The organism is Novipirellula artificiosorum, assembly GCF_007860135.1.
Lineage (GTDB): Bacteria > Planctomycetota > Planctomycetia > Pirellulales > Pirellulaceae > Novipirellula_A > Novipirellula_A artificiosorum.
This window is the reverse complement of sequence record NZ_SJPV01000004.1, coordinates 303,719-318,521: the sequence shown is the minus strand read 5'-3', so window position 1 is coordinate 318,521 and position 14,803 is coordinate 303,719. Positions and strand designations below refer to the sequence as shown.

At 55.3% G+C, this 14,803-nt stretch carries 13 protein-coding genes; 12 read left to right on the top strand and 1 reads right to left on the bottom strand.

Translation table 11 applies throughout. The features are described 5' to 3' along the window. The first annotated feature begins 5 nt into the window (after positions 1 to 5). Together trmB and Poly41_RS13675 are read left to right on the top strand one after the other, a co-directional pair. Positions 6 to 653 carry a tRNA (guanosine(46)-N7)-methyltransferase TrmB gene (gene trmB / locus Poly41_RS13680; protein WP_146526738.1) on the top strand — a complete coding sequence of 216 codons (648 nt, stop codon included), beginning with the start codon at positions 6 to 8 and terminating at the stop codon, positions 651 to 653. Between the two features lie 332 nt (positions 654 to 985). Continuing rightward, positions 986 to 3,667, top strand: coding sequence for a hybrid sensor histidine kinase/response regulator (locus tag Poly41_RS13675; protein ID WP_146526737.1), 2,682 nt, complete (start codon positions 986 to 988; stop codon positions 3,665 to 3,667). A gap of 119 nt (positions 3,668 to 3,786) precedes the next feature. On the opposite strand, the gene Poly41_RS13670 is transcribed toward Poly41_RS13675, so the two are convergent. Beyond that, positions 3,787 to 4,365 (bottom strand): anthranilate synthase component II, encoded by a 579-nt coding sequence (locus tag Poly41_RS13670; protein ID WP_146526736.1) that lies wholly within the window; start codon positions 4,363 to 4,365, stop codon positions 3,787 to 3,789. Positions 4,366 to 4,748: 383 nt separating this feature from the next. On the opposite strand from Poly41_RS13670, the gene Poly41_RS13665 reads away from it, so the two are divergent. The 10 genes from Poly41_RS13665 to Poly41_RS13620 all read left to right on the top strand — a co-directional run bounded on the left by Poly41_RS13665 (position 4,749) and on the right by Poly41_RS13620 (position 14,752). Beyond that, on the top strand, positions 4,749 to 5,288 hold the full coding sequence (locus Poly41_RS13665; RefSeq protein WP_146526735.1) for a DUF2617 family protein: 540 nt from the start codon (positions 4,749 to 4,751) through the stop codon (positions 5,286 to 5,288). 77 nt (positions 5,289 to 5,365) lie between these two features. Further along, on the top strand, positions 5,366 to 6,142 hold the full coding sequence (locus tag Poly41_RS13660) for a HisA/HisF-related TIM barrel protein (RefSeq protein WP_146526734.1): 777 nt from the start codon (positions 5,366 to 5,368) through the stop codon (positions 6,140 to 6,142). 64 nt (positions 6,143 to 6,206) lie between these two features. Next, complete coding sequence (locus Poly41_RS13655) at positions 6,207 to 6,809, top strand: GntR family transcriptional regulator (protein WP_146526733.1); 603 nt, start codon at positions 6,207 to 6,209, stop codon at positions 6,807 to 6,809. Between the two features lie 16 nt (positions 6,810 to 6,825). Further along, positions 6,826 to 7,932, top strand: coding sequence for an L-rhamnose/proton symporter RhaT (locus Poly41_RS13650; RefSeq protein ID WP_146526732.1), 1,107 nt, complete (start codon positions 6,826 to 6,828; stop codon positions 7,930 to 7,932). Then, complete coding sequence (locus Poly41_RS13645) at positions 7,929 to 9,011, top strand: aldose epimerase family protein (protein WP_146526731.1); 1,083 nt, start codon at positions 7,929 to 7,931, stop codon at positions 9,009 to 9,011. Before Poly41_RS13650 ends, Poly41_RS13645 begins: the two co-directional genes overlap by 4 nt. Before the next feature lie 27 nt (positions 9,012 to 9,038). Beyond that, positions 9,039 to 10,052 carry a zinc-dependent alcohol dehydrogenase gene (locus tag Poly41_RS13640; RefSeq protein WP_146526730.1) on the top strand — a complete coding sequence of 338 codons (1,014 nt, stop codon included), beginning with the start codon at positions 9,039 to 9,041 and terminating at the stop codon, positions 10,050 to 10,052. A 99-nt stretch (positions 10,053 to 10,151) separates the two neighbouring features. Continuing rightward, positions 10,152 to 10,922 carry an SDR family NAD(P)-dependent oxidoreductase gene (locus Poly41_RS13635; protein ID WP_146526729.1) on the top strand — a complete coding sequence of 257 codons (771 nt, stop codon included), beginning with the start codon at positions 10,152 to 10,154 and terminating at the stop codon, positions 10,920 to 10,922. 2 nt (positions 10,923 to 10,924) lie between these two features. Continuing rightward, positions 10,925 to 12,412, top strand: coding sequence for an aldehyde dehydrogenase (gene aldA / locus Poly41_RS13630; protein ID WP_231615644.1), 1,488 nt, complete (start codon positions 10,925 to 10,927; stop codon positions 12,410 to 12,412). A gap of 27 nt (positions 12,413 to 12,439) precedes the next feature. Beyond that, the gene (locus Poly41_RS13625; protein ID WP_146526728.1) at positions 12,440 to 13,540 is read left to right on the top strand and encodes a mandelate racemase/muconate lactonizing enzyme family protein; all 1,101 of its coding nucleotides are present in this window, start codon (positions 12,440 to 12,442) and stop codon (positions 13,538 to 13,540) included. Positions 13,541 to 13,573: 33 nt separating this feature from the next. Continuing rightward, positions 13,574 to 14,752 carry a glycoside hydrolase family 117 protein gene (locus Poly41_RS13620; RefSeq protein ID WP_146526727.1) on the top strand — a complete coding sequence of 393 codons (1,179 nt, stop codon included), beginning with the start codon at positions 13,574 to 13,576 and terminating at the stop codon, positions 14,750 to 14,752. The last annotated feature ends 51 nt before the right edge of the window (positions 14,753 to 14,803 follow it).

Below are 14,803 nucleotides of genomic sequence, written 5' to 3'. Positions count from 1 at the left end.
TCCAAATGCCACGAAGCCCGATCCGCCGCCCACCCGCTGACCTTGACCTGAGCGCAGTACTGCGCACGCGGGATGATCTGCCGATCCAGATCAACAGCGAGTCCGTGTTCGGCAATGGTCAACCGTTGGAAGTCGAGGTCGGTTCGGGCAAGGGTCTTTTTTTAACCAACGCTTCCCAATCGACGCCTGAGCACAACTTTCTCGGGATTGAGATCCAGCAGAAGTGTGCCGAGCATGCAGCCGGTCGGTTGGCGAAAGCGAAGGTCGGGAATGCGATCATGGTCTGCGGCAATGCGGAGCCGTTGTTTGAGGAGCGAATCGCCGTGGGCACACTCGAAGCGGTTCATGTCTATTTTCCAGACCCGTGGTGGAAGAAGCGACAGCGCAAGCGCCGAGTGGTCAATGAGACGAGTATCGCGAATATTGCCAAGGCGATCAGACCGGGCGGTCGATTTCATTTTTGGACCGATGTGCTCGACTATTTCGAGCAAACGGTCGAAATGATCGCACAGATTGCACCGGAGCTGGGTGTGCCGATCCCCGAAGAGGAGACCGAAGCACAGCATGACCTGGATTATCATACGCACTTTGAACGCCGCAGCCGCAAGTACCGGATCCCCGTTTATCGAGTTCGTTACGAGAAACGGGGCTAGCGCATTTTTGTAAAGGATGTGGGAGCTAATCGGAACAGGGGGCAGCTACGAATAGCCAAATGGCCCGACGGGTGCTTCGCACGATCGGTACCTGACCCCTTTTCCTTCTGTGCGAGAAGCGGTTTCCTTCCTGAAAATGCGTTTGCAGCATCCCGAATCGTCGACCAGATGGTTCCGCAGCCAAACGCATCTCACGCGAGTTTCGCTGACGTCGCTGCTTAACGCTCGATCACGCGGAGGAAACAAAATCGGCTTGTCATGCCCGTCAATGCTGGCAACACGTATGATAGGGGGGTAGGATTCCTTCTTGCGCTTCGTTTTCGAGAGCGACCATGAGTTCCAACCTTGCGATACCTGGCGGACGGTTTCCCATCAGGTTGCTAACAGCTGGGGTCATTCTGACCGGCATCGTCCTCGCCTGGATATCCTGGGGCACCTATCGTTCCCACCAGATAACCAGAGAGGCGATGCAGCGGAACTTGCGAACAGAGCAATTACGTGGCGAGATCGTTCACCTTGACGAGGTCTTAACGATGGCCGCCCGGATGGCGGCGGCGACAGGTGACCCAGCGTGGGAAGACCGATATCGCCAATACGAACCGCAACTTCAAGCGGCGATCACGGAAGCGATTTCCCTAGCAACTCATAGCGATATCGATACCACTGCGGTGAAAACCGCAGCAGCCAATCGCAGGCTAGTGGAGATGGAAACCAGCGCTCTTGAGCTTGTGCGACAGAGTCATGCCGAGCAAGCACGGGCTCTCCTTTTCAGCAGCGAGTACGAGCGGCAGAAGCAAATCTATTCCGAAGGCATGACACGGTTTGCGAACCATCTCGATGCTTCCTCGACAGCGGTTTTCAACAAGGAGCAGCAACGGGCGTTTTGGAACATCACGCTTGCCACGGCCGTTTCCATCATCCTGCTTGCTGGATGGCTTTTTGTGTTGCGCAGAATGCAGCTCTGGCACACCACGCTACAGGAATCGCATGACGTATTGGAATCACGAGTTGAGGAACGCACGAGGGCATTGAGATCGAGTGAGATGAAATTCAGAACCCTCTTCGACTCCTCGCGCGACGCCATCATGATTCTAACGCCCCGCGAGGGTTTCTTAAGTGGAAACTCGGCGGCGATTGAGTTGTTCGGATGTGACGATGAAGAACATTTTGCGTCGAGTGCACCGAGCGATTTTTCACCCGAATACCAGCCGGACGGGACCCTTTCCACGGTGAAAGCGCAGCAAATGATGGCGATCGCTTTGGAAAAGGGTTCGCATCGCTTTGAATGGCTGCATCAACGACCCGCTGGAGATCCATTCGATGCAATGGTGCTGCTGACCAAGATGGAACTTGAGGGGAAAACCTACATCCAGGCTACGGTGCGCGACATCACCACAGACAAGCAGGCGGCTAAATTGCTGACTGCCGCCAAGGAGGCAGCGGAGGTTGCCAACCGGGCCAAGAGTGACTTCCTGGCCAGCATGAGCCATGAAATCCGCACGCCCATGAACGCCATCATTGGCATGACCGAACTGGTCCTCGATACCAAGCTTGATCCCTCGCAACATGAATACCTTGTCATGGTCCGGGAGTCTGCGGACTCGTTGCTGACGATCATCAACGATATCCTGGACTTTTCAAAAATCGAGGCGGGAAAGATCGATCTGGAACAGACCGTTTTTGGCCTTCGTGAACGGGTCGGCGACGTGATGAAGTCGCTCGCGTTGCGTGCGCACACCAAGGGACTTGAACTTGCATGGCGGATTGATCCTGACACGCCCGATGTTGTGATCGGAGATTCGATTCGGCTTGGCCAGATCATTCTCAATCTGGTTGGCAATGCCCTCAAGTTCACGGAGCGGGGCGAGATTGTGCTGCAGGTGAACTGTGATTCCCGATCCGAGAACGAGGCGGTGCTGCGGTTTTCGGTTCGTGATACCGGAATCGGAATTCCGAAAAACAAGCTCGGAATGATCTTTGATGCGTTTTCCCAAGCGGATATGTCGACGACCCGCAAGCATGGTGGAACTGGACTCGGGCTGGCAATTTCGTCCCGTTTGGTCGGCTTAATGGATGGACGCATCTGGGCGGAAAGCGAGATCGGCAAAGGCACAACCGTTTTCTTTACCGCCCGTTTTAAGCTGACGACCGGGAAGCCTCTTCATGCTCCAACATTCGAGCATACGGGTGTCAGCGAAGCACGCGTGATGATTGTCGATGACAACGCGACGAACCGAATCATTCTGGAAGAGATCACTCGGAATTGGGGAATGTTGCCTGTGGCCGTTGGAAGCGCGCAAGAAGCGATCGACCTTTTGCGTGAATCTCACCTGGCAGGCTCGTCATTCCCCTTGGTGCTGTCTGACTTGAACATGCCCGAGGTCGATGGAATCACATTGATCCAGTGGATTCGCAAAGATCCTCGCTTGGCGGGCACGCCCGTCATTGTCCTCACATCCGGGGTTCGTTCCGGGGATCAAGAACGTCTCGAAGAGCTTAAGATTGCCGCGCAATTGATGAAGCCTGTAAAACAATCGGAACTATTGGACGCGATCGAGAGATCGTTGGGAGTGGAGCAGTCTGGCGACGAACAACAAGAGACGTTGCCAAGCGAAGCGAGAGAGCCGTTGCCACCGCTAAAGGTCTTGCTCGCCGAAGACAGCCTGATGAACCAGAAGCTTGCGATCGGATTGATGGAGAAACATGGACATTCCATCGTGGTTGCCAACAACGGCAAACAGGCGATTGCCGCTTTGGCGGACGCGTCGTTTGATGTCGTGCTGATGGACGTGGAAATGCCCGAAATGGATGGCCTCGAGGCGACCGCGGTGATCCGCACCAAAGAACACCAGACGGGACAGCGCATACCGATCATCGCGATGACTGCCCACGCGATGAAAGGAGACCGCGAACGATGCCTCGAGGCAGGCATGGATGGCTATGTCCCCAAGCCGATCCGTCCTCAGTTGTTGTTTGACACCATTCGATCCGTCCTTGCTGGTCGCCGGCCGTGAATCAACGCGGTCAGTCGTTTGGCGGGTCGCCGATCTACGACGCGTCTGCGGTCCAACGGCTAACGGAGTCCGCGACTCCAAGCCACGAAATTTTCCAACGAACCAATAGCACTCGGCACTCACCAATTCAAGAACCGAGTCAACAATTCGATGCCTGGTTCCGTAAGAAAACTTTCTGGATGGAACTGCCAACCTTCCAACGGGAACTCGCGGTGGCGAACGCCCATGATTTGCCGCGTCCCGCCGGTGTCGGTCCATGCGCTGACCATCAACTCTGCTGGCAAGCTCTCCGGTTCAATCACTAGACTGTGGTAACGCGTCGCCACGAACGGATTCGGAAGATCCTCGAACAGCCCCTGATTGTCGTGAACGATCGCGTCCGTTTTTCCGTGCATCAACTCGGGTGCTCGAATGATTTTTCCGCCCAGTGCCTGGCCAATCGATTGATGCCCTAGGCAGACCCCCAACAGCGGCACGCGACCAGCAAATCGCTTGACACACTCGACACTGACACCCGCTTCGGTGGGTGTACAAGGGCCTGGCGAGATCAGCACGCGACTGGGATCGAGTGCTTCCAACGCATCGACCGACAATTCGTCGTTTCGAAAGACACGCACATCGACACTTGCGTCAATCTCGCCAAGTCGCTGGACCAAGTTGTAAGTGAACGAATCGTAGTTATCGACGACAATGACCATGCGGGGGTATCTCTCGGCGTACAGCGTGTCAATGGGTTTTCTGAAAAACAAAGGTGACGGAAACAAAAAGATTATTCTTTTTGGTCATCCGCGTAAACGCTCTTTAGCCACAAACGGTCAACTCGCTATAATACGGACGTTACGGCATGGCTGGGCGAGTGGAATAACGGCGAAATGCGATTCACACGTATCGACAGACGTTCGTGGCATTGGGTTCAGCAGGGCAAGAACTCGATTCTTTTCCTGCAAAATTCGTTTTCCGGCACCCCGTTCTTTTCGAAGCTTTTCTTTTTCTTGAAGAGTGGGGCGCGCCGGATCACAATTGGTCTTGACGCCAAAAGTTTATTTTCCATTCGTGCCTTTTTTATTGACGGAACTATACCGTGCTTTCGGTTCGCCCCAAAGTCGCCGAATTGGCGTTTCATGTTTTTAGCCGCTCGCTCCATCCGGAACTGTACACGCTGCATCAGCGCCGGAAGATCGAACGAAGTGAATACGAACTGCAAATCGACATCACCAATTGCGGCCATGTCGTCGCTTTCAACGGTGGCGGGATGCTGGTTTGCGAGGTGGCGACCAGTGCCCATCAACCCTTGCCGAAACGACGGTGCTTGCTGTCGCGTCCCTTGAAGGGAAGTCGGACCGAGCGGGTCGAGTGCCGTGGCGGCGTCCAGTACAAAACCCATTTCCAACTCGAGCCCGTTGCGCCGGATATGTTTTGGATGGTCCAGCAGCAACTTGGCGACGGACAAACCGAAGGCTTGCTGCACCGCTTTGATGCGAGCGGCCGGATGGCGCTCGGCGCAATCAGTTACGTGAACGTCGAAACACGTCGCAAAAGCGTTTTGATCCAAGCGATTCATACATTCCCCGATGACTATGCGATCGTGAAAGTGGAATCGCTGTTCTCGATCGGAGACTAGTGGCTTCCCGCTGCAAAACAGGGGTTTGATGCCCAAGCCTCTTCTTCGAACGCTCCTAAGTTGGAAGAGAACGCCAAATGCAAGAGTCCAATCTGTGGGGCCAGCGAAGTTCTTTTCAAGGGATCGCTTCGCGATTGATCGCGGTGATTGATCTGAAGGCATCCGTAGCGGTCCACGCGATCGCCGGCAATCGATTGCGGTACCAACCCGTCTGGCTTTGCGGGTCATCGCCAGGCGACCCGATCGCCTTGGCGGATCACTATCGAAAGGTTGGCGTCGGAGCTTTTTACATCGCGGATCTTGATGCCATCGTGGGTGGCGACATTCAGCTTGAGGTTTTGCACGAACTGCTCTTGACCATGGATGCGAACGCGCGCGTCATGCTGGATGCGGGGGTAGGGACCCACGACGGCCAGCGGCAATACGAGGCTTTGATTGCTCTCTCGGAGCAGCATCCATTGGTTTCGCTGATCGTTGCGACGGAATGTGCGACGGGCTTGGCCAACCTCGATCAATTCGTCCGAGAAATCGGTGCGGCCAAGGTGATCCTCGGTCTCGACTACCACGCGGGCCATTTTCTCGCGGGCGTCTCGAGCGAAACGGGGTGGCTCGATCACGCGAATCGGCTAGGGATCCGCCGCGCGGTCGTGCTCGATACGTCGGCGGTCGGCACTCGCTCAGGCCCGGTCGTTGTGGACACCTGTCGCCGCGTCGGTGCCCTCGTACCCGATTGGTCCATCACCGCCGGCGGAGGAATCCGCTCTGCGGATGACGCGAACACGCTGTTTGATGCCGGGTGTGACCACTGCTTGCTTGCCACAGCTTTATTGCCCCCGCGCGGAGTATCCGCTTGACACCAGGCATGTCATCGCTAAATTGTTAACAATCCAGTGGCTGCCATTCCTGATCGGAGCAAAAGTGTCTTCAGCACCTAAAACCATCCGCGAGCGGATTACGGGGCATATTCGAGACGAATTGGTTGCTGGCCGGTTTGCACCCGGTTCGACGCTGAGGGAAACCGAATTGGCCTCTCGGTTTGGCGTCAGCCGGGGTCCCATTCGCGATGCCTTTTTGCAACTCTCGCAGGAAGGGTTTTTGGCATACCAGGCGAACCGCGGGGTCACCGTTCGCCACCCCCCCGATCCAGATGATCGTGAGTTCATCACGTCGGTCAGGAAGCAGATGGAAACGCACGTCCTCAAAAAGGGACTGGCGAAGATCAGTGACGAGTCGATCAAGATCATTGAGTCAAAACTGGCGAATCTAAAAGACGCTTGCGACGCAGGTGACGTAGCCGCGGTGGCGCGAAGTGACATGGCATTTCACGAGTCGATCATGGTCGGCTGCGGTGGCGAAGATCTTGTGCCTGCATGGCGCCAGCTCTGCTCGCGGATGCTGCTGACCTACACGCGACTGGGCGGTTACGACCAAGCGCATGCCGAGCATGCAACGATCTTTGCCGCGATTCAGTCAAGACAAATTGCAGCCGCTTCGGCTGCATTGGTTGCCAATATCAAATAATCACACAGGCAAAAACATGGTTGAAGGAATTGTATGGGCGTTGTTCGCAGGGCTGATGCTCGGGTTGTATGCCCTGCCCGGTAAGTTCACGAAGAACTTCAAAGAAGAAAACACCTGGGGGCTGTTCTTCATGCTGACGATGTTTGTGGTTCCCACCATCGTCACCCTGTTGATGATGAAAGGCGTGGGTGCGATCTACGGTTCGGCAGAGGTCCGAGCGATCCTCCCTCAAATGGTCGTGACCAGTGTTTTATGGGGCATCGGTGTGATGATGTGGGGCAAAGCCATCCATCATATCGGTATGTCGCTTGGGTTTTCGGTGTTCATCGGAACGGTGATCTTAGTCGGGTCATTGATGCCCTTTTTCGTCGAAGGGCTTCCTGCGGCGAAGGTGTTTGCCACGATCCTGATTGGCCTGGCATTCGTATTGGTGGGAATCGTGGCGAACGGCAAAGCGGGGATGGCTCGAGAGAAAGACGATCGGGCCGCAAATGCGGACCAGGCAAACGTGGCTGATGGCGATCACGAAACCAAAAAGTCGATGGGTGCAGGACTGACGATTGCCGTCGTAGGCGGTTTGTTGGCAACGGGATTTAGTTTCGCCAACGCGGTCGGCCGTCCTCCGCTTCATGAGGCCAGCATGGCGCAAGGCAATCCGGAGTGGGTCACGGCGTTGGCGGTGATGTTCCCCATCTTTCTCAGTGGCGGTCTGATCATGGCTGGCTATTTTGCCTGGCAGTTGACTCAAAAGAAGGCATGGGGCTCGTTCAAGACATCCAGCTTTGGACGCAATTTCGTACTGATTTTCATGATGGCGTTCTTTCATTACGCCGCGTCCGCCGTCTTTGCCTATGCCGCCTTCAAACTCGGTGCGGTTGGCAACACCGTGGGCTATGCCATTTTCAACACGGCCTGCGTGGTCACGGCCATCGTCAGCGGCTTGGTCGTGGGAGAATGGAAAAATGCCTCTTCGAAGGCAAAGAACCTGCTCTACACGGGGCTTGGCTGTATGGTGATCGGCATCTTGATCATCGCGTTTGGGAATAAACTGGGGGCCGAATCCTCCGAGATTTCTCAGCAGCCTGAGACCGTTTCTCTTCAATCCCTGGATTCCCTCTCATGAAGATCAGCAAAGAAAGTTTCGGTCGTTTCGAAGGTAAAACCGTCGATCAGTTCACCTTGCAGAATGATCACGGCGTGACGGTCAAGATCGCCACGTATGGGGGCACCGTGACATCGATTGTCACGCCCGACAAGGAAGGCCAGTTATGCGATATCAGCTGTGGCTTTGATACGCTCGACGGCTACATGACCGATGCGTACAAAGCGAATTCTCCGTACTTCGGTTGTTTGGTGGGACGCTACGCCGGACGCATTAAGGATGGAGCGTTCCGCATCGAGGGTGCCGATTATCAACTCGCAACCAACGACGGCCCCAACCATCTGCATGGCGGCATCCGAGGGTTCGATAAGCAGGTTTGGGACATCGTGCGGACGTGGCAGCTTGCCGATGCCGTCGCGGTTGTGTTATCGCTCGACAGTCCCGATGGTGATGAATCCTATCCGGGAACGGTTAAGGTCAAGGTCGAGTATCAACTGACCAACGACAATGAGCTTCGCATCAACTACCAAGCCGAAACCAGCCAAGCCACGCCGCTGTCGTTAACCAATCATACTTATTTCAATCTGAACGGTTTTAGGGACACCGTTCTTGACCACGTCGTCCAACTTGACAGCGATCGCTATTTGATTCCAGACGACACGAATGTTCCCGTGGGAGGCGAAGCCAAAGTTCACGAAACGGCAGCCGACTTCACGAAACCAAAACGGATTGGCGAGGCTTTCGCAGAATTGCCGATGGGTTTTGAGCACTACTACTGCTTCGACAATCCCGCGGGTGAACTCCGACAGGTTGCCATCATCAGCGAGCCGAATTCGGGACGAACGCTCAAGGTCCTGACCACGGAACCCGGTGGGCTTTTTTACACGGGCCGATACACCTCGGATGAATTACGGCGCGAAGAGGGTACGCGGTTCGGTCCTTTCCGAGGTTTCTGTGTGGAAACATCCAAGTACCCCAACGGCCCGAACATCGACGGTGCACCGCGAAGTCTGCTCCAGCCCGGTGAACCGTACAACGAGACCACCGTCTATCGCTTCGACGCTCCCCAATCCACCCCACCCCCTAAGCACGTCTTGTAAGACGACAAGAACCGTAGGAATGCGAAAATGAAATCCGCTCAATATCAAGGAAATCGACGCGTTGCGATCGGCGAGAGTCAATCGCTCCCGCCCGCAGCTGGCCAAGTGCGGCTCGAAGTCGCCTACTGCGGCATCTGTGGCACGGACATCCACATCTTCCACGGTGCGATGGATGCTCGCGTCCAAAAGCCTCAAATCATTGGCCATGAAGTTTCCGCTACGGTAGCGGAACTCGGCGACGGAGTGACGAATGTCTCGGTCGGAGACCGCGTTGCGGTTCGGCCACTATTTTTTGGCGATCCGACCACGTTTGATCGTGGATTTTCCCATGTGGGCAAGAATCTGAAGTTCATCGGGATCGACATGCCCGGCGGGATGCAATCTTCCTGGACGGTGCCCGCTTACACGTTGCATCCACTTCCCGAGTCACTCTCGCTTCAGCACGGCGCCATGATCGAACCGGCTGCCGTGGCCTGTCATGACGTGCGATTGGGAGAGGTTCAATCGGGCGAAACGTGTGTCGTCATCGGTGGCGGGCCGATCGGGTTGCTGATCGCATTGGTCGCGATTGACAAAGGGGCAACCGTGATTTTGTCGGAGGTCAATTCGTCGCGGATTGCGCTTGCCGAATCGCTTGGCATCAAAGCCATCAATCCGCTTGACGTCAGTTTGCCGGAAGCGGTCAGTTCGCTCACCGATGGCGCTATGGCAGATTGCGTCTTTGAGGTTTCCGGTTCCGCACCGGGGGTGGAAGTCATGACGGAACTGCCAAATGTTCGTGGACGCATCGTGATGGTTGCCATCCATCCGCAGCCCAAACCAGTCAATCTGTTCAAGTTCTTTTGGTCCGAAATCAAGATGATTGGCGCTCGGCTCTACGAGGAACAAGACTTCGAGGAAGCGATCCAGTTGGCTGCGAGCGGTAAGTTGCATCTCGACAAGCTGATCACTCAAGTCAGTCCGATCGAGGAGGTTCAACAAACTTTCGAAACGATTGATGCGAATCCGGATGGGATCAAGTACTTGATCGCATTGCAATAATCACTCCTACCTTCACCCCTACAAGAATACCTTCACCCCTACAAGAATACCTTCACCCCTACAAGAATACGTTCACCCCTACAAGAATACGTTCAAACCATGAACACGTTGAAGCAATTTGATCTTTCCGGCAAGGTCGCTCTTGTCACGGGATGCAAGCGAGGCATTGGCAAAGCGATGGCCATCGGCTTAGCCGAAGCCGGCGCGGACATTCTTGGCGTTTCCGCCTCGCTCGAAGAACACGGCAGCGAGGTTGAGAAACAAGTCACTGCAGCGGGGCGATCGTTCCGTGCTTACCAATGCGATTTTTCGGATCGCAAGGCGGTCTATGCGTTTGTTGAGACGGCCAAAGCGGATAATCCGCGGATCGATATCCTGGTCAACAACGCAGGGACGATTCTTCGCCAGCCGGCGGCCGAACATCCTGATGAGTATTGGGACAAGGTGATCGAGGTGAACCTCAACGCCCAATTCATCTTATCCCGCGAATTTGGCAAAGACATGATCGATCGTGGCTCGGGCAAGGTGATCTTCACGGCGTCGTTGTTGACGTTCCAAGGAGGCATTACGGTTCCCGGATACGCAGCCAGCAAGGGGGGGATCGGTCAATTGACCATGGCGCTGGCCAACGAATGGGCTGGCAAAGGCGTGAACGTCAATGCGATCGCGCCGGGATACATTGCCACGGATAACACCGAAGCGCTTCGCAACGATGCGGTTCGCAGTGAACAGATCCTGGCTCGCATTCCGGCTGGCCGATGGGGACAGCCGGATGACTTTAAGGGACCGGTTGTGTTCCTGGCTTCCGACGCTGCTCAGTATGTCCATGGAACCACATTGTTGGTCGATGGCGGATGGATGGGACGATAGACATGACAACTTGCAAAACCATGATGACTCGAGATACGGCTGCCAATTGTGACCACTACCGAATGTGGATTGGCGGCCAATGGTGCGACGCGGCTTCGGGGAAGACGATCGACGTCGCCAGTCCCACCACCGAAGAGGTGTTGTTCACCGTGCCGTGCGGCAGCGCCGAGGACGCCCAACTGGCACTCCGATCCGCTCAATCGGCTCAAGCGTCTTGGGCGGCGATGCCAGCGGTGGAGCGAGGGGCCATTTTGGCGAAGTTCGCTGACCTGATTCGACAGAATCGCGAACGATTGGCGACCATTCTGGTCCAAGAAATGGGCAAAACATACGCCTTGGCATTAGGCGAAGTCGATGTGTCGGCCGACTTCATCAATTTCCCCGCGCAAGCGGCTCGGCGACTCGAGGGCGACATCTTGCCGTCGGACCTTCCCAGCGAGCACATCATGATTCACAAGGTGCCTTATGGCGTGTGCGTGGGGATTGCAGCTTGGAACTTTCCGTTGGCGCTGACTTGTCGAAAAGTGGGTCCTGCGTTGACGACGGGAAACGTGATGGTAGTCAAACCGCCATCGGTGACCCCGGTTGCGGTTCTGGCACTTGGCGAATTGGCGGCCGAGGCAGGCATCCCTGCCGGTGTGTTGAACCTCGTAACCGGGGGCGGATACACCATGGGCGAAGAATTGGTGACCAACAAGATCACACGGCTGGTGACGATGACCGGCTCAACGGCGACGGGCCAAGAGATCTTTCGTAAGGCAGCTGAGAATTTGACGGCCGTTCGATTGGAACTCGGTGGAAAGGCGCCGTTCATCTTGCTCGAGGATGGGGATGTTGAAAAAGCCGTCGAGGCCGCTGTGGTTTCGCGACATCTCAATAGCGGTCAAGTTTGCACGTGCCCCGAGCGATTCTACATTCATGATGCCGTCTATGATGAGTTCTTGACGAAGTACATCGATGCGGTTTCCAAGCTCAAGATGGGGGACCCGATGGACTCGGCGACCGACATCGGGCCGAAGGTGAACGCTTACGAAACCGATCAGCTTGAAAAGACGGTTCAATTGGCGATCGACCAAGGTGCGAAGTTGGTCCTCGGTGGCAAGCGGCCAAGTGGAAAGCTGTTTGACAGAGGCCATTGGTACGAGCCGACGATTCTCACCGAATGCACCAATGCCATGGACGTGATGCGCGAGGAGGTTTTCGGTGTGGTCAGCCCGATCATGCGCATCCACAGCTTTGAGGAAGCGTTGCAGCTAGCAAACGATTCCCCGTATGGTCTCGCCGCTTTTCTGTTTACCTATGATTCACGCCGAATTCAACGTGCGGTGTTGGAGTTGGAATTCGGAGAGGTTTACGTGAATCGACCGATGGGCGAACAGCGGCAAGGTTTCCACAACGGTCACAAACTGAGTGGAACGGGGGGCGAAGACGGTCGCTACGGAATGGACAACTATCTCGAGAAGAAGACGTTCTACGTCAACTTCAGCTAAGGACATGTTTCACAACAAAGAGTCAAAATGAAGATTGTTAAAGTCGACACCGAACTTTATCACGTTCCACTTGCCAAACCGGTGGAAGATGCGATACATGGCGTCCAACGTGAGTTTTCGTTGATCGTTGTCAAGCTAACCACCGACGACGGCGCCAGCGGAATGGGGTACACGTACAGCGTCGGACAAGTGGGCGGGACTTCCATCGCAACGCTCGTCAAGGACAACCTGGCGCCACTGCTGATCGGCGAGGACCCGCGGCGGATCGAGCATTTGTGGCAGAAGATGTGGTGGGCGTTGCATTATGTGGGGCGCAGTGGAATCGCGGTGTTTGGGATCTCGGCAATCGACACGGCGCTGTGGGACCTCAAGGCTCGCGTGGCAGGTGAACCCCTTTGGCGTTTGCTTGGCGGTCACAACAACAAAGTCGAAGCCTACGGTGGGGGCATCGACTTCGACATGACGATCGAACAGCTGCTTCAGCAAACCCAAGGCTTCCTCGACGCGGGGCTGCGGGCGATCAAAATCAAAATCGGACGCGATTCGATCGCCGAGGAATGTGAGCGAATCGCTGCGGTGCGTGAATTTTTGGGGCCCGACAAGAAGTTGATGGTCGATGTCAACATGAAGTGGTCGGTCGAAAAGGCGCTGCGGGCCGTGCGGGCGTTCGAACCTTACGATTTGTACTGGATCGAAGAGCCGACCATTCCTGACGATATTGAAGGTCACCGACGGATTGAATCCGAAGGCCCGATTCCGGTCGCCAGCGGGGAGAACCTGCATTCGATCTACGAGTTTCGAACCATGATCGCTGACGCGGGCATCTCCTTTCCCGATGCCGACATTTCCAATCTTGGCGGCGTCACCGCGTTGATGAAAGTCGCGCACCTCGCCGAAGCGTACAACCGTAATCTGACGACCCATGGTATCCAAGAGATGCACGTCAGCTGTTTGGCGGGGATCCCCAACGCATCCTTACTGGAAATCCACGCTTTTCGGGTCGACGAGTTTTTGATCCATCCACTTCAGATCAAAGACGGCTACGCGTATGCCTCAGACCGAATCGGCCATGGTGTCGAAATCGATTGGGAAAAGATCGCCAAACATCGAATCCCCATGAATTCGTAACTCCTGCTGAAACACACTCGCGAGACAACTCTGATGAAACAAACTGCTATTGCACTTCTGCTACTGCTTTTTCCCTGCGCCAGTTTCGCTCAACAGCCGAACGCTCCGACGCCTGAGCAGATCGATTACTTCGGAATCTCCAATCCCGAGATGTTAAGCGCGGCGACGAAACGCGCCCTGCAATGGAAGAACTTGTCGAACGATTGGTACATCCAATTCAACACACAAGATTTGAAAGGTGACTTGGCTTTCGAAAAAGGTGTGGTGCGTCGTGACCCGAGTGCCATGATTAAAGAAAATGGCAAATACTACGTTTGGTACTCTCGCTCCGTTGGGCCCAGCCAAGGGTTCGGGGGAGACGTCGAAAACGAAAAGGTCTTCCCCTGGGATCGTTGTGATTTGTGGTACGCCACTTCGACCGATGGTTGGACATGGAAGGAAGAGGGCTTGGCGGTACCCCGAGGTCAAAAAGGAGCGTACGATGATCGCAGTGTTTTTACCTGCGAAATCATGAAGCATGATGGTCTCTATTACCTGTGTTACCAAACCGTCAAATCACCGTATAACGTTCGGGTCAAGAACCAAGTGGGGTTGGCCTGGGCCGATTCGCCGGATGGCCCGTGGACCAAGAGTGCCGAACCGATCCTCAGTCCGGCGAACAATGGGATCTGGGAAGGCGAGGAACAAAATCGTTTTCTGGTGAAAAAGAAAGGCGACTTTGACAGCCATAAGGTTCACGATCCCTGCATCCTGCCTTTTCAGGGAAAGTTCTACCTGTACTACAAGGGCGAGCAGATGGGCGAGGAGATCAATTTTGGCGGCCGCATGATTCGACACGGCGTGGCGATCGCAGAGGATCCCAAAGGTCCGTATATCAAATCCCCCTACAACCCAATCAGTAACAGCGGACATGAGGTTTGTGTGTGGCCCTACAAGGGAGGCATTGCATCGTTGATCACCACGGACGGTCCCGAACGCAATACGATCCAGTGGTCCGCCGATGGCATCAACTTCGAAATCATGGGTGCGATTCAAGGAGCACCGCATGCAATTGGATTGAATCGTAGCGCGGATCTCGAAGCCTCTCCCACCGAGATCTTGAGGTGGGGTTTGACTCATCAATATCGCAGTAGCGATTACCAGTACATCCGCCGCTTTTCGTCCTGGCCCGTTCGGCATCACACGGCCAAAGGGGAAAACGCAAAGGAATAACCGATCAGGCGATTCCCTCTTTCCAAGCTTCGGAAACGAGCTCGCCGATCT

What these genes read in the sequence shown, in the direction of transcription:
- trmB (WP_146526738.1), top strand. Translation starts at nt 6, where the DNA reads ATGCCACGAAGCCCGATCCGCCGCCCACCCGCTGACCTTGACCTGAGC.
- Poly41_RS13675 (WP_146526737.1), top strand. Translation starts at nt 986, where the DNA reads ATGAGTTCCAACCTTGCGATACCTGGCGGACGGTTTCCCATCAGGTTG.
- Poly41_RS13670 (WP_146526736.1), bottom strand. Translation starts at nt 4,365, where the DNA reads ATGGTCATTGTCGTCGATAACTACGATTCGTTCACTTACAACTTGGTC.
- Poly41_RS13660 (WP_146526734.1), top strand. Translation starts at nt 5,366, where the DNA reads ATGCAAGAGTCCAATCTGTGGGGCCAGCGAAGTTCTTTTCAAGGGATC.
- Poly41_RS13650 (WP_146526732.1), top strand. Translation starts at nt 6,826, where the DNA reads ATGGTTGAAGGAATTGTATGGGCGTTGTTCGCAGGGCTGATGCTCGGG.
- Poly41_RS13645 (WP_146526731.1), top strand. Translation starts at nt 7,929, where the DNA reads ATGAAGATCAGCAAAGAAAGTTTCGGTCGTTTCGAAGGTAAAACCGTC.
- Poly41_RS13640 (WP_146526730.1), top strand. Translation starts at nt 9,039, where the DNA reads ATGAAATCCGCTCAATATCAAGGAAATCGACGCGTTGCGATCGGCGAG.
- Poly41_RS13635 (WP_146526729.1), top strand. Translation starts at nt 10,152, where the DNA reads ATGAACACGTTGAAGCAATTTGATCTTTCCGGCAAGGTCGCTCTTGTC.
- aldA (WP_231615644.1), top strand. Translation starts at nt 10,925, where the DNA reads ATGACAACTTGCAAAACCATGATGACTCGAGATACGGCTGCCAATTGT.
- Poly41_RS13625 (WP_146526728.1), top strand. Translation starts at nt 12,440, where the DNA reads ATGAAGATTGTTAAAGTCGACACCGAACTTTATCACGTTCCACTTGCC.
- Poly41_RS13620 (WP_146526727.1), top strand. Translation starts at nt 13,574, where the DNA reads ATGAAACAAACTGCTATTGCACTTCTGCTACTGCTTTTTCCCTGCGCC.